The 18,307-nt window shown below is 66.7% G+C and carries 19 protein-coding genes and 1 riboswitch; of the genes, 17 read left to right on the forward strand and 2 right to left on the reverse strand.

Going from position 1 to position 18,307, the window contains the following annotated elements; translation table 11 throughout:
- Positions 1-216: 216 nt before the first annotated feature.
- Together LW840_RS16090 and LW840_RS16095 are read right to left on the reverse strand one after the other, a co-directional pair.
- Positions 217-1,410 (reverse strand): ACS family MFS transporter, encoded by a 1,194-nt coding sequence (locus LW840_RS16090; protein WP_291266628.1) that lies wholly within the window; start codon positions 1,408-1,410, stop codon positions 217-219.
- Positions 1,411-1,587: 177 nt separating this feature from the next.
- Positions 1,588-2,478: an alpha/beta fold hydrolase gene (locus LW840_RS16095; protein WP_291266629.1), complete on the reverse strand. Its 891-nt coding sequence runs from the start codon at positions 2,476-2,478 to the stop codon at positions 1,588-1,590.
- 255 nt (positions 2,479-2,733) lie between these two features.
- Between LW840_RS16095 and rpsL the strand changes: the two genes are divergently transcribed.
- The 17 genes from rpsL (at position 2,734) to rpsC (ending at position 18,301) form a co-directional block, all read left to right on the forward strand.
- Positions 2,734-3,144, forward strand: a complete 411-nt coding sequence (rpsL, locus tag LW840_RS16100; protein ID WP_291263176.1) for a 30S ribosomal protein S12 — start codon at positions 2,734-2,736, stop codon at positions 3,142-3,144.
- The gene (gene rpsG, locus LW840_RS16105; RefSeq protein ID WP_291263175.1) at positions 3,141-3,611 is read left to right on the forward strand and encodes a 30S ribosomal protein S7; all 471 of its coding nucleotides are present in this window, start codon (positions 3,141-3,143) and stop codon (positions 3,609-3,611) included. Before rpsL ends, rpsG begins: the two co-directional genes overlap by 4 nt.
- Positions 3,612-3,889: 278 nt before the next feature.
- Positions 3,890-3,979, forward strand: a riboswitch (cyclic di-GMP riboswitch).
- 75 nt (positions 3,980-4,054) lie between these two features.
- The gene (locus tag LW840_RS16110; protein WP_291277370.1) at positions 4,055-4,822 is read left to right on the forward strand and encodes a hypothetical protein; all 768 of its coding nucleotides are present in this window, start codon (positions 4,055-4,057) and stop codon (positions 4,820-4,822) included.
- A 252-nt stretch (positions 4,823-5,074) separates the two neighbouring features.
- Positions 5,075-6,391 (forward strand): hypothetical protein, encoded by a 1,317-nt coding sequence (locus LW840_RS16115; RefSeq protein WP_291266631.1) that lies wholly within the window; start codon positions 5,075-5,077, stop codon positions 6,389-6,391.
- Complete coding sequence (locus LW840_RS16120; RefSeq protein WP_291266632.1) at positions 6,388-7,932, forward strand: glycosyltransferase; 1,545 nt, start codon at positions 6,388-6,390, stop codon at positions 7,930-7,932. Before LW840_RS16115 ends, LW840_RS16120 begins: the two co-directional genes overlap by 4 nt.
- Complete coding sequence (wecB, locus tag LW840_RS16125) at positions 7,929-9,125, forward strand: UDP-N-acetylglucosamine 2-epimerase (non-hydrolyzing) (RefSeq protein ID WP_291266633.1); 1,197 nt, start codon at positions 7,929-7,931, stop codon at positions 9,123-9,125. Before LW840_RS16120 ends, wecB begins: the two co-directional genes overlap by 4 nt.
- Before the next feature lie 231 nt (positions 9,126-9,356).
- Positions 9,357-10,160, forward strand: a complete 804-nt coding sequence (locus tag LW840_RS16130) for a PEP-CTERM sorting domain-containing protein (RefSeq protein ID WP_291269485.1) — start codon at positions 9,357-9,359, stop codon at positions 10,158-10,160.
- Positions 10,161-10,572: 412 nt separating this feature from the next.
- On the forward strand, positions 10,573-12,693 hold the full coding sequence (gene fusA / locus LW840_RS16135; protein WP_291266635.1) for an elongation factor G: 2,121 nt from the start codon (positions 10,573-10,575) through the stop codon (positions 12,691-12,693).
- A 39-nt stretch (positions 12,694-12,732) separates the two neighbouring features.
- Positions 12,733-13,935: an elongation factor Tu gene (gene tuf / locus LW840_RS16140; RefSeq protein WP_291263168.1), complete on the forward strand. Its 1,203-nt coding sequence runs from the start codon at positions 12,733-12,735 to the stop codon at positions 13,933-13,935.
- A 69-nt stretch (positions 13,936-14,004) separates the two neighbouring features.
- On the forward strand, positions 14,005-14,313 hold the full coding sequence (rpsJ, locus tag LW840_RS16145; protein WP_012682361.1) for a 30S ribosomal protein S10: 309 nt from the start codon (positions 14,005-14,007) through the stop codon (positions 14,311-14,313).
- 178 nt (positions 14,314-14,491) lie between these two features.
- Positions 14,492-15,172 (forward strand): 50S ribosomal protein L3, encoded by a 681-nt coding sequence (gene rplC, locus LW840_RS16150; RefSeq protein WP_291263167.1) that lies wholly within the window; start codon positions 14,492-14,494, stop codon positions 15,170-15,172.
- 2 nt (positions 15,173-15,174) lie between these two features.
- Positions 15,175-15,816, forward strand: a complete 642-nt coding sequence (gene rplD, locus LW840_RS16155) for a 50S ribosomal protein L4 (RefSeq protein ID WP_291263166.1) — start codon at positions 15,175-15,177, stop codon at positions 15,814-15,816.
- A 3-nt stretch (positions 15,817-15,819) separates the two neighbouring features.
- Complete coding sequence (locus LW840_RS16160; RefSeq protein WP_291263165.1) at positions 15,820-16,104, forward strand: 50S ribosomal protein L23; 285 nt, start codon at positions 15,820-15,822, stop codon at positions 16,102-16,104.
- Between the two features lie 5 nt (positions 16,105-16,109).
- The gene (gene rplB / locus LW840_RS16165; RefSeq protein ID WP_291263164.1) at positions 16,110-16,940 is read left to right on the forward strand and encodes a 50S ribosomal protein L2; all 831 of its coding nucleotides are present in this window, start codon (positions 16,110-16,112) and stop codon (positions 16,938-16,940) included.
- 24 nt (positions 16,941-16,964) lie between these two features.
- Complete coding sequence (gene rpsS, locus LW840_RS16170; protein ID WP_291263163.1) at positions 16,965-17,261, forward strand: 30S ribosomal protein S19; 297 nt, start codon at positions 16,965-16,967, stop codon at positions 17,259-17,261.
- A 27-nt stretch (positions 17,262-17,288) separates the two neighbouring features.
- Positions 17,289-17,642: a 50S ribosomal protein L22 gene (gene rplV, locus LW840_RS16175; protein WP_291164293.1), complete on the forward strand. Its 354-nt coding sequence runs from the start codon at positions 17,289-17,291 to the stop codon at positions 17,640-17,642.
- Entirely contained in the window at positions 17,642-18,301 is a 660-nt protein-coding gene (rpsC, locus tag LW840_RS16180) for a 30S ribosomal protein S3 (RefSeq protein WP_291263162.1), read from the forward strand. Before rplV ends, rpsC begins: the two co-directional genes overlap by 1 nt.
- The last annotated feature ends 6 nt before the right edge of the window (positions 18,302-18,307 follow it).

The following is an 18,307-nucleotide window of genomic DNA, read 5'->3' on the forward strand; positions in this document are numbered from 1 at the left end:
AACCCCGCGCGTCCTCAGGTGGGCGGGGGGCCGAGCTGCCCGCGAATCTCGCCCGCCGGGAACTGCGACGAATGGACGTTCACGTAGCCCTGGCCATTGCGGAGCAACGACGACAGGGAGTCGAGGGAAATGGCTGGCTGACCGCCGATGCTGCGGATGTTCGCCGCCGTGAACGATCCCTCGACATCCGTACAGCCGCTGGTGCGGCGGGTCCGGTCAGTCGAACTGCCGCTCGCCGGATCCCATGAGGACGTAGACCACGGCCCCCACCACCGAGATGGCCGCCGTGACGAGGAAGGGGGCCGTATAGGCACCGGTCTGCTCCACCAGCCATCCGGTGACATACACGCCGACGATTCCGGGGATCGTCCCCGCCGTGTTGCTGATCCCCCAGATCACGTCGGCGTAGCGCGGGGCGATGTCCAGGCCATTGGCACCGAACCCCGCCATGCAGCAGGCCAACGCCCCCGCGGCGCCGCACATGAGCACCGTGGCGATCGCCGCCGATGGAGCCAGCGGAATGAGCGACAGGAAGGTGGCACCGCCGAGCAAACCAAGGCACTGGAGGCGCCGGCGCACGCGAGTGGCGGACATCCCGGCGGTGAGCATGCGGTCGGCCCACGCCCCGGCCGCATTGGCCATCGCGAACGAGCAGAGCCAGGGTGCCGCCGACAGCAGTCCGGCGCTGGCCAGCGACACATCGAACGTGGACTTGAAGTACGACGGCAGCCACGCCAGCAGCACGTACAGCGACCAGTTGTGGCAGAAGTGATTGATGATGATGGCCCACACGGCCGGGGCGCGCAGGAGGCGCCCCCAGGGAACGGTACGGGGGGCCGCGTCGGCGGGGTCCGTCATGGCCGGGTCGCGCCCCTCGCGGACGAGCGGGTACCACCCCATGGCCCACAGAAAGCCGAGCGCGCCGAAGGCATAGAACGCCATGGGCCATCCGAAGTCCCGGATGATCCACCCGGTTACCGGGAGTGCAATGACCGTTCCCATGGCCACGCCGCTGCTGACGAGCGCCACGGCGCGGGTCCGATGCTCGAGGCGAACCCACCGCGCCAGCATGTTGAAGGAACCCGGAAACACCGCGGCCTCGCCGATGCCCAAGGCAATGCGCGCGGCCAGCAGCGCGGGGAGCGAATAGCGCGCCGCCAGCGGGGTCAGCAGGGTGAAGAGCGACCACCAGAGCACCGCCGCTCCCAGCACGCGCCGTCCGCCGTACCGGTTGGTGAGCCAGCCGCTCCCGACCTGCAGCAGCAGGTAGCCGACGAAGAACGATGACAACACCAGCCCCTTCACCGACTCGGTCCATCCCAACTCCTGCTGCATGGGGATGGCCGCCACCGACAGGTTGCTGCGGTCGAGGTAGGAGATGAAGACCGCCGCGAAACAGAGCAGAACCACCGTCCGGGATGCCGGCCAGCGAGTGGTGAGGGCGGCAGTCCTGTCCGTCATGTCGGGTGCAAGCGGCGCGGGGGGGGATGGTGGCCGTCGGTTCATCCGACTCAGCTCAGTAATGGAGTCCAGATCTGTCGGTAAGTGTACCGCACGAATCGCGATGGCGATACGCGGCGGCGTACCTCAGGGCCGTGGGTGGTCCACGGGAGAGTGGGGTGGGGGCGTTGGGGCTGTTGCCACGCGTGATGGACCGTCCATGGATGCTATCCCCTCCACGCCAAGGGAGAGAAATGCCTCCACCTCCGCGAGGAACCGGTCCGGCAGTTCGGCGAACGGCGCATGGCCGCAGGGGAGCGCCACAAACCTGGCTCCGGGAACCGTGCGCGCCGCGACGGCGCCGTCGCGCGCGGCCGGAATCGTTGGATCGCGCGTGCCGAAGAGCAGCAGCGTCGGGGTCGAGCATGCACGCGCCGCCTCGCGCAGGTCGCTCTCGGGGAGCACGAAGCGCCGCCAGAGGGCGCGGTTGAGCGCGCGGCGCGTGGGCGTCGACTGGATGGTGGCGGCCCGGTCCAGCATCGCCCGCACGGTAGGGGTACGACGATGCAGATACAGGCGCGCGAAGAGCGCCGGGGGTAACGACCAGCGACTCCCCTGCCACGCGCAGAAACGCCGCGTCAGCCACGTGTGCGGCGTGAACCCGCCAGGCGCCACGAGCACCAGCGCCTGCACCCGTTCGGGGGACGCGAGCGCGAGTCGCGCCGCGACGGTGCCACCGATGGAGTTGCCCACGAGAATCACGGACGAGAGCGCCAGCGCATCGAGGAACTCCCGGAGCACCTCCACCAGCCACGGGATGGAGACCGCCTCCACGTCTGCCGGCGCCATCGACTCCCCATACCCCGGCCAATCCAGCGCCATCACGCGGAACCGCTCGGCCAGCGTCGGGATCACCGCGTCATAGTCGCGGCGGTCGCCGGGGTTGGCGTGCAGCAGCACGAGCGGGGGGCCCGCCCCCTGCTCCACGTAGGCAAGGGGGCCGGTCGACAGGGCGACCGTGCGCATCGTCCGTTCCATGGGTCGGCATTTGGGGTGATCGTGGTGATCTCGAACAGGTACCGTACTGGCCGCCACGGCAAGTTGCACACCGAAGGGCGTGGACGTGATGCGCCGAATCGCCGCCGTCGCCACTTGCTCCACTGCCCCTGCCAGCTTAAGCTCAAGATTCCGTTCCGTGCCGTCGTCCGTAGCTGCACCTCGGGCAACGATCCACGTAGAAGTCGGAGTACGAACTCCCCGTCGGCCGACCAGCCGTCGGGCCACTAACATCTGATGCCTACGATCAACCAGCTGGTCCGCCGCGCCCGAAAGGACGTGGTGGAGAAGTCCAAGGCGCCCGCGCTCAAGAGTAATCCGTTCAAGCGTGGCGTGTGCACCCGCGTCTACACCACGACGCCCAAGAAGCCCAACTCGGCGCTGCGCAAGGTTGCGCGTGTTCGTCTCACGAACCAGCTCGAAGTCACGGCCTACATCCCCGGCGAAGGCCACAACCTTCAGGAGCACTCCATCGTGCTCGTGCGCGGCGGTCGTGTGAAGGACCTGCCGGGTGTGCGGTACCACATCGTGCGTGGTACGCTCGACGCATCGGGCGTCAACGGCCGTAACCAGAGCCGCTCCAAGTACGGCACCAAGCGTCCCAAGAAGGGTGCGGCGGCTGCCGCCGCCGGAGGTAAGAAGAAGTGAGCCGTCGCAAGAGTGCCGTGAAGCGTACCGTGCTGCCGGATGCACGCTACGACAGCCAGACCGTTTCGAAGTTCATCAACAACCTGATGATCCAGGGCAAGAAGAGCACTGCCGAAGGCATCTTCTATTCGGCCATGGACATCGTCGAGGCGAAGACCAGCCAGCCGGGGGTCGGGGTGTTCAAGCAGGCGCTGAACAACCTCAAGCCGGTGGTCGAGGTGAAGAGCCGCCGCGTCGGTGGTGCCACCTATCAGGTGCCGGTCGAAGTCCGTCAGGACCGGCGGACTGCGCTCGCCATGCGCTGGCTCATCTCGTATTCGCGCGATCGCAACGAGAAGAGCATGCCGGAGAAGCTGGCGGCCGAAGTGCTGGCTGCCGCGCGCGGCGAAGGCAACGCCGTGAAGAAGAAGGAAGACACGCACCGCATGGCCGAAGCCAACAAGGCGTTCGCCCACTATCGCTGGTAAGCGGTCGCGCACTGCGACCACACGCCGGCCGGTCAACCGGTCTCAACGCCCCGGATGCGCACGCATCCGGGGCGTTTGCGTGGGGGGACGGGCCGAAGGGCCGTGTCACATCCTCGGCACCACCGTAACGCCCTCGGTGCACATTCCACCGGCGGCAGCGTTTCATTCCCGGCACTCGTCACGGCGTGGGACGGATCGTTTCGGCGGCGGCCTGCGGCGTTGCGCCCCCGACGCGCTCGCGTCACTTTCCTGAGAGCACGCGGCACCCCCTCGAGGGGCTCGCGAAACGGCAAACCCGGCGAAAGTCGGGGACGCAAAGCTACAGGGCTTCCATGCACCGCAGGTGCATTGCCGGCTGGGCTACCGAACGACCATCAGGAGGCGCGCAGGCGATGCGTACAACGTGGCGGCTGGTAACGAGTCGAGGCAGACGGCGCATGGGCGTGACTGCCACCAGCGGTGCCCTGATGCTGCTCGCCTCCTGTCGGCCCGCTGCGGCATCGCTGGAACTCGGACCGGGCGCGGGGGCGGCCACGACCGCCAACGCCATTCTCGCCACCTCCGTGCGCTCGGATGCCGCGAGCCGCGTGCAGCTGCTGCGCACCGTCAACCGGTTGCCCAAGGTCGCCTTTCCCCGCCTGCGTCCGGATTGCCTGGCTCAGGGGGAAGACTTCGGTGCGTGGACGGTGCGCTTCGACGGCTACGGCTGCGTAACCGTGACCGGCACTGGTGATCAGGGGGCGCTGGCCATGGGCCCCAAGGTCGCCGCCAAGGACTGGCATACGCACGCCCCGCTGGTGCTGGGCCCTGCCTACGCCAGGCATCTGCTGCTGCACGCCCGCGTGGAAACCACGGCGCAGCTGCGTGAGGGCGCACCCAACCCCTGGGAGGTCGCCTGGGTGATCTGGCAGTACGAAGACGACACCCGCTTCTACTACTTCATCCCCAAGCCCAACGGGTGGGAGCTGGGCAAGCGGGATCCGGCTTACCCGGGGGGCCAGCGCTTCCTCGCCTCGGGCACGACGGAGCGGTTTCCCATTGGCCGGGTGCACGATGTGACCGTCGTGCAGGATGACGACCGCATCGCCGTGTTCGTGGACGGGCGGGAAATCGTGCGTACCCGCGACGCCGAAAAGCCCTATCGTCAGGGGCGCATCGGCATCTACGCAGAGGATGCCGTCATCAAGGTGCACGCGGTGCGGGCCCTCTAGCGCGGGGCGTGCCGGCGGCGCCGCGCCGTTTTCCGTCGAGCGGTCTCGATCACACGCCACCCGGGCCTCGCCACGGGTGGCGTTGTGCATCCGGTACTGCGCTGGCACACCGGTGACCGGGGGCCCCGTCACGGCGTCTATCGCGAGAGTCACACCCCCGGTAAGCTTCACTTCGCCAGCGGTTGCTCTCGGGGGCGCCACCAGGACGTGCGTGGTGCCCGAGGCCGGCCACCGCTTCCCTCACCCGTCACCGTGCTGCTCATCCTTCGCAATCCGCTGCGCCGTCTGTGGCCGCCGCCCCGCCGTGCGCTTTTCGTGCTGACGGTTGGCCTGCTGCTCCCGGCGGCCGCGCGTGCGCAGAATACCGAGCGGCATGCCAGTGCCATGAATGTGGCGTACGCGGCCAAGGAGCGGGGCGACACCGCGGCGGCCCGCGCGTACTTCCAGCGCGCCATCGATGCCGACAGCGCGGCGCCAACCCCGTACATCGAGTTGGGCTATCTCGACCTCGCCGGGGGCAACAAGGCGTCGGCGGCGCGCTGGTTCGCGCTGGGGGCAGGGCGCGCACCACAGAACGCCGACGTGCGACGGCAGCTGGGCTACGTCCTGATCGACCTGCGCCGCACCAACGAGGCCATTGCCGCCCTGGAGAGCATCGCCACGACGCCGTCGGGCTTCGTGGACCGCGATCGCCTTGCCCTCGCCTACCTCTACGACGGGGCTGCGCGCAACCGTGATGCCATGACGGCGTTCCGGGCTGCCGCCGCCAGCCGCGACACCGGGGTGGCCAACCCCGCGCGCCGTGCGCTGCGCATCAAGGGCAACGTGGGGACGGTGCTCTTCTCGGAAGGCTACCTCGCCCCGTTCTACCAGTCGCGCTTCGAGAATACCATCGGCTTCGGCTTCATCAGACAGGGAATCGAGAGCGGCAGTGCCTGGGCGCCGGCCGCCTACACGTCGCTGCGCGTCACCCGCGATTCGCGGTCGAGTGGCGCGCAGTCGCGCGTCCTCTCCGACAACGCCGCCATTGCGGCCGGTGGTGTGCGTCTCCGCCCGTGGCACGGCCCCGTGTGGTTGTACGCGGAAGCTGGCGGCGCCTACTCGTTGCTTCCCGACGACTCGGTGGCGTGGCGGCGGGATGTGCGGACCGGTGCATATCTCATTGCCCAGGACGACCGGCGGCTCACCCCGACGGCACCGTGGACGCTGCTCACCGATGTCGTGGCCGACGTGAGCTGGTACGAGCGGTTCGACCGGAACGTCATCGGATATGCGCAGCTCCGTGAAGGCATTCGCGTGGGCACGCCCGGCAAGCTGGCCCTCGACCTCTTCGGGCGCGGGTGGCTGGGTTACGACAGCCGTGGCGACTTCTTCAATCGCGCCGCCGAAATCGGTGGCGGTGTGGCGGTACGGATCGGCCCGAACTTCGTGCTCTTCGGTGAAGGCATCCAGGGGCGCTTCCTGCCGGTGCCGCCGCGGGGCGTTGACCGACAGTACCAGGATTGGCGCGTCACCGCCGTGTGGGGGTGGCGTGCGCTCAAGCCCGTGCGGGCGGAGGACCGGCCATGACGTCACTCGAGATGGGCGTGGTCGTCATTGCCGCGCTGTACCTCGTCTTTGCCATCGACGACCTGCTCTTCGACGTCACCTTCTGGCTCGGGGCGATCTTCGGTTGGTGGAAGCGCCCGGTCGTGACCCTGCGCGAGCTGCAGGAGGTGAGCGAGTGGCGCATCGCCATCGTCACGCCGGCGTGGAAGGAAGAAGACGTGATTGCGCGCATGCTGCTCTACAACCTGCCGCGCCTCGACTACCAGCGGTACGACTACTGGATCGGCACCTACCGGAACGATCCGGACACGCGGCGCGAGGTGGACAAGGTGCGCGCCGTGTATCCGAACGTGCGCAAGGTGACCACCGACCACGACGGCCCCACGTCCAAGGCCGACTGCGTGAACACGGTGCTCCAGGCCATCGTGGAGCACGAGCAGCGCGCCGGGCTGCGCTACGACCTCATCGTCTTCCACGACGTCGAGGACCTCGTGCATCCGCAGGAGCTGCGGTTGCTGAACTGGTACTTCCGCGGCGACAACGTGGACTTCGTGCAGCTGCCGGTGCTCAGCACGCCGCCGTTCTGGTACGACTTCGTGGCCGGCACGTACATCGACGAATTCGCCGAGCAGTACACGAAGAACATGTTCGTGCGCGAGAAGATCTGGGGGTTCGTGCCCTCGGCGGGCGTGGCAACGTGCGTGCGGCGTTCGGTCATCGACCAGCTGATGGAAGAGCGCAACGGGACGCCCTTCGCCACCAACTCGCTCACCGAGGATTACGACCTGGGACTCGGCCTCACCGTGCAGGGGCGTCCGACGCGGTACCTGCACCAGTACGTCCAGCTCGACGAGAATGACCGCAACAGCGAGGAACTGGTCGCCACCTGGGCGCCGTTCCCGCAGACGTTCCGTACGGCGGTGCGTCAGCGCACGCGCTGGATGGCGGGCATCGTGTTTCAGGGATGGGAGCACTGGGGGTGGCCGAAGGGGCTGGCCTGGCTGCTGGCGCACGACCGCCGCGGCCCGTTGGGCTACCTCGTGGTGCTCGCGGGGTATCTGTTGCTGCTCTACTTCGTGATGTACGAGTGGGTGCGCGTCTTCTACGATCGCTCGCTTCCGGCCGTGCTCGAGGAGCCCTGGTTCGTGTGGCTCTTCTGGATTGGCCTGTTCTTCATGATCAATCGCCTGCTGCAGCGCGCCATCAGTACCGGCAAGCTGTACGGCTTCGGTCAGGCGCTGCTCGCGATCTTCCGGACGCCGTTCTCCAACCTCGTGAACATGGTGGCCACCTTTCGCGCCGCGAACCAGTATTTCGCGTCACGTCGTGCCGGCATTCCCATGAGTTGGGACAAGACCGAGCATTCGTTGCCGCCCCAGGTGGGGGCCCAGATGCGTCTGGGTGAACGGCTGATCGAGGAGAAGAAGCTCACCACGCAGCAGCTGGTGCTCGCCCTCAAGGAACAGCGCGAGAAGGGGGGCCAGCTGGGCGCCATTCTGGTGAAACAGGGAGCCGTCTCGCGTGATGATGTGGAGACGGTCGTGGGGAATACCCGCGCATGAGCCATACCCGTTGGTTGACGCCGCTGCGCGGCGCGCCGGTGGTGCCGGGGGCACCGGCGGTGGCGGTGGTGGTCGGTACCCGTCCGGAGGTCATCAAGATGGCGCCGGTGGTGCGGGCCCTGCGCACCGCCGAGAGCCGCGTCGCGTGTACGGTGGTGAGTACCGGACAGCATCGCGACCTGCTGGCCCGCGCCTTCCATGATGTGGGGCTGACTCCCGACATCGAACTGGGGCTGATGACCCACGATCAATCGCCCAGTGGTTTCGTGGCGCGGTGCATCACCGTGCTCGACGAGCTCTTTGCGCAGCGCCCACCCCACGCGGTGCTGGTGCAGGGCGATACCAGCAGCGCCTGTGCGGGCGCGATGGCGGCCACCTGGCGCGCGATTCCCGTCGGGCATGTGGAAGCCGGCTTGCGTTCCTTCAACTTCCAGGAACCATTCCCCGAGGAGTTCCACCGGCGCGTGGTGGGGGTGGCGGCCCAATGGCACTTCGCGCCGACGCCGGAGAGCCGTGACAACCTGCTGCGGGAGGGGGTGCCGATGCACCGCATCTTCGTGACGGGCAATACGATCGTGGACGCGGTTCGGCAGATGGACCTGTCGTGCGCGTTCGAGAACGGGGCGCTCGATCGGGTTCCCCCGGGGCGTCTGGTGCTGGTCACGGCGCACCGGCGCGAGAACCAGGGCGAATCGATGCGTGGCATCGCACGCGCGGTGAAGCGTCTGGTGGCGGCGGTGGCCGACCTGCAGGTGGTACTGCCGCTGCACCCGAATCCCAACGTGCGTGGTCTCTTCGAGCGGGAACTCGGGGGGGTGGAGCGCGTGCACCTGCTGGAGCCGCTGAGCTACCCCGACCTGCTCAAGGTGCTGCACGCCAGTACGCTCATTCTCTCCGACAGTGGTGGTCTGCAGGAGGAAGCGCCGAGTGTGGGTCGCCCCATCCTCATCCTCCGGGACCGCACCGAGCGGCCGGAGGTGGTGCAGGTGGGGGCGGGCATTCTTGTGGGCACGGATCCCGACCTGATCGTGAAGGAAGCGCTGGCCATCCTGTGCGACCCCGTGGTTTACGAACGCATGGTGACCGTCCCCAACCCGTTCGGCGACGGGCGCGCCTCCATGCGGATCGCGGAGATTCTGGCCAGCTCTCTGGTGGACGATGTGGAGTCGCCTACGGTGTCGATGGTGTTGTAGCGCACGTGCCACCATCTGGGTGGTGGTGAGGGGTCCGTGCCTGTTGCATGAATGCAGCACCCTGTTGCATAATGTCGGTGTCATGCGCCACAGCACATGATTTCTGCATCCGAATACGGGCTCTTGCGGCCCGTTCCGGCTATTCCGGTCCCGGCGGCGGGGCGAGCCGTTGGCACGGCACGTGCTGCTGGATGTGTCAGGAGCAGGAATCACCACTTCCCGGAAACGACAATGCTTCCCTTCGTCACTCGCGCCGCCCTGACCGTGGCCCTGGTTGGCAGTACGGCGTCTGTTGGCGCCGCGCAGACCTTCACGGATCTGGCGTACAACAGCCCGACCAACCCGAACTTCCCGACGCAGTGGAACTCCCACCTCTGCCAGTGGGGGGGGCAGGCCATCGGACCGAACTACGCCGGGTCGACGTGGACCGGTTTTTCGGCGCTCGACCTCCGCGACTACCTCTTTTCCGGGGGGCAGAGCACGCAGGGGCGCTGCTTCGTGGGTGGTCGCAGTTCGGCGACGGGCTTCTACCAGGGCGTTTCGGCGGCCGAGTCGCTGACGGGGTATCAGCAGCAGTATGCGGCCTACGATCCGAACGCCACGAATGTGGTGGCGGTGGGGTCCGGCACGGCCTCGATTCAGCGGTCGACGTCGTTTACCCTCGAGTCGATGCTGGTGGGCGCCGGCTGGGGCAACGTGGCCAATCTGAACATCACCGGGTGGCGGAGTGGCACGCAGGTGTGGTTCCGTGATTTCAGCTTCCTGGGGACCGGCGGCATGACGCAGGCCTTCGGTATGGCGGGGCTGATCGACGAGATCCGGTTCGCGGCGACGTACAGCACCGGCGCTTTCGTCGATCCGTACGATACCGTGAGCGAGCAGATCGGCTACGGAATCGCCAGTCCCACGCCGTACCGGACGTTCTTCATCGACAATGTCGCGGTGGCGGTGCCGGAGCCGGCGTCGCTCTCGCTGATGGCGGTGGGGCTGGCGGGGGTCGCGGGCGTGGTCCGTCGCCGTCGCCGGGTTCGCTGAGCGGCTCGCTGAGCGGCTCGCCGGCGGGGCGCGGGTTCGTCCGCCGAGTCGAGGCGGCGGCGAGGTCGTAAGCGTTCGCGGGACAACAATTTTGGCGGCTCGGTCCGGGTTGACTTACAGGACCGAGCCGTTCATGTTATGGGTCTGTCGGAAAACGGCACCGAAGGCATGGGTCAGGCTGGTTCGATCCCGTGGCCCGGTGTCGCCTCCCGGATGGCCAACTCAACGTCGTGTCTGGAGTCAGCAGTTCTCTGGATGTGGCGCGCCAGGGTCCCCACTCGCGCAGCAGCGGCGAGCGTACCCGGCGACAGCGGATGGATACCGCTCCCCACTGGGAGGTCTGGTCCAGCCGTTTTTTTGCTGGTTCACTTTGTACACTCACTGCGTCGCTCTGCGGCGCTGCCCGAGAACTATGCCGCGTACGACCCCGCTCGAGCATTACCGCAACATCGGCATCATGGCGCACATCGATGCCGGCAAGACGACGACCACCGAGCGCATCCTCTATTACACGGGGAAGTCGCACAAGATCGGTGAAGTCCACGACGGCGCCGCCACGATGGACTGGATGGAGCAGGAGCAGGAGCGCGGCATCACGATCACGTCGGCCGCGACGACCTGTTTCTGGATGCGTCACGGCCAGTCGCACGAGAAGGGCAACGGCCCCGAGTTCCGCATCAACATCATCGACACGCCGGGCCACGTGGACTTCACCGTCGAGGTGGAGCGTTCGCTCCGCGTGCTCGACGGGGCGGTGACGCTGCTCGACTCGGTGGCGGGTGTGGAGCCGCAGACGGAGACGGTGTGGCGTCAGGCCGACCGCTACCGTGTGCCGCGCATGATCTTCTCGAACAAGATGGATCGCGTGGGAGCGAACTTCGACCGCTGCCTCGCCATGATCCGTGACCGCCTGAGCAAGCGCGCGTTTCCGCTGCAGCTGCCGGTCGGTTCGGGCGAGACGTTCACGGGACACATCGACGTGCTCGAGCGCAAGCAGTACATCTTCCACGACGAGACGATGGGGAAGACGTTCTCGGTGGTCGATGTGCCGGCGGAGTTCCGGGATGCGTGCGAAGCGGCCCGTCACGAGGCCATCGAGGCGGCCGTCGAGCATGACGAAGCGCTGATGGAGAAGTATCTCGCGGGTGAGGAGCTCTCCATGGACGAGATCCGTCGCGCGATCCGTCAGGCGACGATCGCGATGGAGTTCGTGCCGGTGCTCTGTGGGGCGTCGTTCAAGAACAAGGGTGTGCAGGCGCTGCTCGACGCGGTGATCGACTATCTGCCGGCGCCGATCGACGTGCCGGCGATCCAGGGGCACCTGCCGCATCATGACGAGACGTTCATCGATGCGCCGATCAAGGACGAGGCGCCGTTCGCGGCGTTGGCGTTCAAGATCGCGACCGACCCGTTCGTAGGGAAGCTGACCTTCTTCCGCGTGTACTCGGGCGTGCTCAATTCGGGCAGCTACGTGTACAACAGCACGAAGGACAAGCGCGAGCGCGTGGGTCGTCTGCTGCAGATGCACGCCAACAAGCGTGAGGAAATCGAAGAGGTGCGTGCCGGCGACATTGCCGCGGCGATCGGTCTGAAGGACACGCGCACCGGTGACACGCTCTGCACGGAAGACAACCCGCTCATCCTCGAGGCCATGAAGTTCCCGGCCCCGGTGATCGACGTGGCGATCGAGCCGAAGACGAAGGCCGACCAGGACAAGCTGGCCATCGCGCTGCAGAAGCTGGCCGAAGAAGATCCGACGTTCCGCGTGCGTTCCGACGCCGAGACGGGGCAGACGATCATCGCCGGCATGGGCGAGCTGCACCTCGAGATCATCGTCGATCGCATGATGCGCGAGTTCAAGGTCGACGCGAACGTGGGGCGCCCGCAGGTGGCCTACCGCGAGACGATCAAGAAGCGCGTCGAGAAGATCGAAGGCAAGTTCATCCGTCAGTCGGGTGGTAAGGGTCAGTTCGGCCACGTGGTCATCAACATGGAGCCGTCCGAGCAGGGGCAGGGCTTCGTGTTCGAGGACAAGATCGTGGGCGGTGTCATTCCGCGCGAATACATCGGCCCGGTGGAAGCGGGCATCAAGGAGGCGCTGGAGAACGGTGTGCTGGCCGGCTACCCGGTCGTGGACATCAAGGTGCAGCTGACCTTCGGCTCGTACCACGAAGTCGACTCGTCGGAAATGGCGTTCAAGATTGCCGGCTCGATGGCGTTCAAGGAGGCGGCCCGTCAGGCCAGCCCCTGCCTGCTGGAGCCGGTGATGAAGGTCGAGGTCGTGAGCCCGGAAGCGTACATGGGCGACGTCCTCGGCGACCTCTCCTCGCGTCGCGGCAAGATCGGCGGCATGACGCAGCGTGGTGAGGCGCAGGTCATCTCGGCCACGGTGCCGCTGGCGGAGATGTTCGGCTACTCGACGCGCCTGCGCAGCATGTCGCAGGGGCGCGCGGTCTACTCGATGGAGTTCTCGCACTACGAAGAAGTGCCGAAGTCGAAGGCCGAAGAGATCATCAGCAAGGTGAAGGCGTAAGCCTCACCCCTCATTCACTACCCAAGCACAGACAGAACCATGGGCAAGGCAAAGTTCGAGCGGAACAAGCCGCACGTGAACGTGGGTACGATCGGCCACGTCGACCACGGCAAGACGACCACGACCGCGGCGCTCACGAAGATCTCGGCGGACAAGGGCTACGGCACCAAGTACGTCGCGTACGACGAAGTCGCCAAGGCGTCGGAGTCGCAGGGTCGTCGTGACAGCACGAAGATCCTCACGATCGCCACGTCGCACGTCGAGTACGAGACGGCGAACCGTCACTACGCGCACGTCGACTGCCCGGGGCACGCCGACTACGTGAAGAACATGATCACGGGTGCCGCGCAGATGGACGGCGCGATCCTGGTGGTCTCGGCGGTGGACGGCCCGATGCCGCAGACGCGTGAGCACATCCTGCTGGCGCGCCAGGTGAACGTGCCCAAGGTCGTGGTGTTCCTCAACAAGTGCGACCTCGTGGAAGACGAAGAGCTCCTCGACCTCGTCGAGCTCGAAGTGCGCGAGCTGCTCTCCAAGTACAACTACGACGGTGACGATGCCCCGGTGATCCGCGGCGCGGCCTACCCGGCGATCCAGGGTGAGCAGAAGTGGATCGACAAGATGCAGGAGCTGTACGACGCGCTCGACAGCTACATCCCGGAGCCGGTGCGCGAAGTCGACAAGCCGTTCCTCCTCCCGGTCGAAGACGTGTTCTCGATCACGGGTCGCGGGACGGTGGCGACGGGTCGTATCGAGCGCGGCATCATCAAGGTGGGCGAAGAAGTCCAGGTGGTCGGCTACAACAGCGAGAAGAAGACGACCGTCACGGGCGTCGAAATGTTCCGCAAGCTGCTCGACGAAGGGCAGGCCGGTGACAACGTCGGTCTCCTCCTGCGCGGCATCGCGAAGGAAGACATCGAGCGCGGCATGGTGCTCGCCAAGCCGAACTCGATCAAGCCGCACACGAAGTTCACGGCCGAGGTGTACGTCCTCACGAAGGAAGAGGGTGGCCGCCACACGCCGTTCTTCAAGGGCTACCGCCCGCAGTTCTACTTCCGCACGACGGACGTGACGGGCAACATCGAGCTCCCCGAGGGGATGGAGATGGTGATGCCGGGCGACAACGTGACGATGACGATCGATCTCATCATCCCGATCGCCATGGAAGAGCAGCTGCGCTTCGCCATCCGTGAGGGTGGCCGCACGGTCGGCGCCGGCGTCGTTACCAAGATCCTCGCCTAATCACGACTGGTGGTGGGCGGTGAGGGCTCCGGTCCTCACCGCCTGCTGCACAGGCTCCCAGGAACAGAGATGGCTGGCCGCATTCGCATTCGCCTCAAGGCATTTGACCACGCCGTGATCGACCAGGCCTCGGCGGACATCGTCCGCACGGCCGAGAAGACCGGCGCGTCGGTATCGGGCCCGATCCCGCTCCCGACCAAGACGCAGCGTTGGACGGTGCTCCGTTCGCCGCACGTCGACAAGAAGTCGCGTGAGCAGTTCGAGCTGAAGACGCACAAGCGCGTGATCGACATCCTCGATTCGCGGGCTGGCACGGTGGACGCGCTGACGAAGCTCGACCTGCCGGCGGGCGTGGACGTCGAGATCAAGGTCGAGTAGTCGACCGGCAGGGCGCAGGACGCAGGATGCTGGGCGCAGGACAACGGAAGTTCACGTCGCGGCAGGCCGCCAGCGGGCGAGGCGACGCGTACTGATGGTGCTGCACAGGGCGGCACCATCCACAGTCCAACGGTGATCCATGGGGGATCACCGCGACTCGTACGGAGTGAGTTCATTCATGATCGGCATCATCGGCAAGAAGCTGGGGATGACCCAGCTGTTCAACGAGCAGGGGCAGCAAGTGCCCTGCACCGTGGTGGAGGCCACGCCCAACCCCGTCACGAAGGTCATGACGGCGTCGGCGGCGGGCTTCGCCGCCGTGGAGCTCGGATATGGCGCGCAGCGGACGGCGCGCCCCAACAAGAAGGGTGAGCGCACGCCCAAGGGCGATCGCGCCACGAAGGCGGAGCTTGGCCACGCGAAGAAGGCCGGCCTCGAGGCCGCGCCGGCCGTGCTCAAGAGCTTCCGCCTCGACGACGCGCCGGCCAACGGCGACGTGCCCGCGTACAGCGTGGGCGACGTGATCAAGGTGGACATCTTCACGCCCGGTGAGCGCGTGAAGGTCACCGGTACGTCGAAGGGTCGTGGGTTCCAGGGTGTCGTGAAGCGCCACGGTTTCGGTGGCGGTCCGAACACGCACGGCAACACCAAGCACCGCAAGCCCGGCTCCATCGGCGCGGGCACCGACCCGTCGCGCGTCATCAAGGGCAAGAAGATGCCCGGCCAGTACGGCAACAAGCAGCACACGGCGATCAGCATCCGCGTGGAGAAGGTGGATGCCGAGCGTAACCTCATTTATCTGCGCGGCAGCGTGGCGGGGCCGACGAACGGCATCGTCTTCGTGCGGAAGCAGGGCTGATCATGACGACGGAAACCAAGACCTTCGAAGCGCCGGTGTACTCGGCGCAGGGGAAGCAGGGCGGCATGCGCCAGCTCCCCGAGGGCACGTTCGACGGCATCGTGAACGTGCCGGTCATGCACCAGGCGGTGAAGGCGTACCTCGCCAACCAGCGCCAGGGCACGGCCAAGACCAAGACGCGCGGGGAAGTCACCGGCGGCAACCAGAAGCCGTGGAAGCAGAAGGGCACCGGTCGCGCCCGTCAGGGCTCGACGCGCGCGCCGAACTGGCCGGGCGGTGGTACGGTGTTCGGCCCGCAGCCGCGCAGCTACACGCAGATCGTCCCGAAGCAGGTGCGCCAGCTGGCGCGCAAGAGCGCGCTGAACGCCCGCGCCCGTGAGCAGGCCGTGCTCCTCGTCGACGCGCTGTCGTTCAGCGCGCCGAAGACCAAGGCCATGACGCAGCTGCTGGCGTCGCTCGGGGTGGCCGAGAAGAAGGTGCTGCTCCTCACCGAGGGCGTGAAGCCGAACGTGTACCTGAGCGCCCGCAACCTCGGTCGCGTGATGGTGCTGCCGTACTCCGACGCCAGCACGTATCACATTCTCTGGTCGGATGTGGTCGTGATCGAGTCGGCCGCGCTCACCACCAACTCCGCGGAGGGCTAAGCGATGAGTCTCTATCGTACCATCGTGCGCCCGATCGTCACGGAGCGCACCTCGGCCGCGTACCAGGATCGCGGCGAGTACACGTTCGAAGTGGCGCCGAGCGCCACGAAGCACGCCATCAAGGCGGCCGTCGAGCAGCTGTTCGGCGTGAAGGTCACTGGCGTGTGGACGTCGAATGCGCGCGGGAAGGCGCGCCGCGTCGGCCAGTCGATCGGTCGCCGCCCCCACACCAAGAAGGCGATCGTGAAGCTGCGTGACGGCGACACCATCGCGATCTTCGAGGGCTGAGACCAATGGGTATCCGTCAGTTCAAGCCGGTCACGAAGGGCACGCGCTTCCGCTCGGTCTCCGATTTTGCCGAGATCACGCGCAGCACGCCCGAGAAGTCGCTGGTCGAGCCGCTCAAGAAGTCGGGCGGGCGCGACAACCATGGCCACATCTCGATGCGGCGCATCGGTGGCGGCCACAAGCGCATGTATCGTGTCATCGATTTCAAGCGCGACAAGCACGGAGTGCCGGCAACGGTCGCGCACATCGAATACGATCCGAACCGCTCGGCGCGCATCGCGCTGCTCGAGTACGCGGATGGCGAGAAGCGCTACATCCTGCACCCGAAGGGGCTGAAGCAGGGCGACACGGTGGTGTCGGGTCCGGGCAGCGACGTGCGCACGGGCAACACGATGCCGCTCAAGGAAGTGCCGCTGGGCACGTCGGTGCACAACATCGAGCTGAAGATCGGCAAGGGCGGCCAGATGGCGCGCTCGGCCGGCACCTTCGCGCAGGTCGTGGCGAAGGAAGGGGAATACGTCACGCTGCGCCTGGCTTCCACGGAGATGCGCCTGGTGCACGGCAACTGCGCGGCGACGATCGGCGAAGTGGGCAACGCCGAACACGAGCTGCAGTCGCACGGCAAGGCGGGCAAGAGCCGTTGGCTCGGCAAGCGCCCGAAGGTGCGTGGTGAAGTCATGAACCCGGTGGACCACCCGCACGGTGGCCGCACGCGCGGCGGCCGGAACGTGGTGAGCCCGTGGGGCAAGAAGGAAGGCGTCAAGACGCGCAACAAGAAGAAGGCGTCGACGCGTCTCATCGTGCGCGGCCGCAAGCGCGGCCGGGCCACGCAGTAACCGCCAGGCGAGACGAGAACCGATATGTCGAGAAGCATCAAGAAGGGTCCGTTCGTCAGCGAGCGCCTGGAGGCGAAGGTGGTTGCGATGAACGCCAAGAGCGAGAAGAAGGTCGTCAAGACCTGGTCGCGCGCGAGCACGATTCTGCCGGAGTTCGTGGGGCACACGTTCGCGGTGCACAACGGGAACAAGTTCATCCCGGTGTACGTGACGGAAAACATGGTGGGCCACAAGTTGGGCGAATTTTCGCCGACGCGTCTGTTCCGCGGTCACGCGGGGCAGAAGACGGACGCGAAGAAGTCCGGCAAGGGAGGCAAGTAAGCCATGGCCAAGACCATGAAGGCCGGCATCGAGGCGCGGGCCATCCAGCGCACCACGCGGCAGTCGCCGTACAAGATGCGCCTGGTGATCGACCAGATCCGGGGTCAGCGCGTGAACGACGCGCTGGCGCTGCTGAAGTTTTCGAAGAAGCACGCGGCTGAGCAGATCGAGAAGACGCTCAACAGTGCCGTGGCGAACGCGGAACAAGCGGCCCGTGCCGCCAACACGTCGCTCGATGTCGACGCGCTGGTGATCACGAAGGCCATCGTGAACGAGGGGCCGAAGCTCAAGCGTTGGACGCCGGCGGCCATGGGCCGTGCGACGCCGATGCTGAAGCGGACGAGCCACGTGGAGATCGTCGTGACGGAGGCGGTGCGCTAATGGGACAAAAGACCAATCCGATCGGCTTCCGCCTGGGCGTCACGAAGAACTGGCGTTCGACGTGGTATGCCAAGAAGGAGATGCCGGCGCTGTTGAAGGAAGACGCGCTGCTGCGCAAGTACCTGAAGGCGCGTCTGGACAACGCGGCGATTGCCGACGTGACGATCGAGCGCAAGCCGGGGAAGGTCGTGGTGACCGTCCACACGGGGCGTCCGGGCGTGGTGATCGGCAAGAAGGGCGCGGAAGTCGACAAGCTGCGTGACGAACTCGCGCAGCTGACGGGGAAGGAAGTCGGCATCAACGTCGAGGAGATCAAGCGCCCCGAGGTGGAGGCGCAGCTGGTCGCCGACAACATCGCCGCGCAGCTGTCGCAGCGCATTTCGTTCCGCCGCGCCCTGAAGCGGGCGGTACAGAGCGCCATGCGCATGGGTGCGCTGGGGATCAAGGTGAAGGCCGGCGGCCGCCTGGGTGGCGCCGAGATCGCGCGCGTGGAAGGGTACATGGAGGGCCGGGTGCCCCTTCACACGCTGCGCGCCGACATCGACTACGCGACGAGCACCGCGAAGACCACCTACGGCACCATCGGTGTGAAGGTGTGGATCTTCAAGGGCGAGATCGTGGAAGATCGTCGCGGCAAGACCTACTCGACCGGCAACTGAGGAACT

Source organism: Gemmatimonas sp., assembly GCF_021298855.1.
GTDB lineage: Bacteria > Gemmatimonadota > Gemmatimonadetes > Gemmatimonadales > Gemmatimonadaceae > Gemmatimonas.

Coding starts and splice junctions, on each gene's coding strand:
- LW840_RS16095 (WP_291266629.1), bottom strand. CDS start 2,478: ATGGAACGGACGATGCGCACGGTCGCCCTGTCGACCGGCCCCCTTGCC.
- rpsL (WP_291263176.1), top strand. CDS start 2,734: ATGCCTACGATCAACCAGCTGGTCCGCCGCGCCCGAAAGGACGTGGTG.
- LW840_RS16120 (WP_291266632.1), top strand. CDS start 6,388: ATGACGTCACTCGAGATGGGCGTGGTCGTCATTGCCGCGCTGTACCTC.
- wecB (WP_291266633.1), top strand. CDS start 7,929: ATGAGCCATACCCGTTGGTTGACGCCGCTGCGCGGCGCGCCGGTGGTG.
- LW840_RS16130 (WP_291269485.1), top strand. CDS start 9,357: ATGCTTCCCTTCGTCACTCGCGCCGCCCTGACCGTGGCCCTGGTTGGC.
- fusA (WP_291266635.1), top strand. CDS start 10,573: ATGCCGCGTACGACCCCGCTCGAGCATTACCGCAACATCGGCATCATG.
- tuf (WP_291263168.1), top strand. CDS start 12,733: ATGGGCAAGGCAAAGTTCGAGCGGAACAAGCCGCACGTGAACGTGGGT.
- rpsJ (WP_012682361.1), top strand. CDS start 14,005: ATGGCTGGCCGCATTCGCATTCGCCTCAAGGCATTTGACCACGCCGTG.
- rplC (WP_291263167.1), top strand. CDS start 14,492: ATGATCGGCATCATCGGCAAGAAGCTGGGGATGACCCAGCTGTTCAAC.
- rplD (WP_291263166.1), top strand. CDS start 15,175: ATGACGACGGAAACCAAGACCTTCGAAGCGCCGGTGTACTCGGCGCAG.
- LW840_RS16160 (WP_291263165.1), top strand. CDS start 15,820: ATGAGTCTCTATCGTACCATCGTGCGCCCGATCGTCACGGAGCGCACC.
- rplB (WP_291263164.1), top strand. CDS start 16,110: ATGGGTATCCGTCAGTTCAAGCCGGTCACGAAGGGCACGCGCTTCCGC.
- rpsS (WP_291263163.1), top strand. CDS start 16,965: ATGTCGAGAAGCATCAAGAAGGGTCCGTTCGTCAGCGAGCGCCTGGAG.
- rpsC (WP_291263162.1), top strand. CDS start 17,642: ATGGGACAAAAGACCAATCCGATCGGCTTCCGCCTGGGCGTCACGAAG.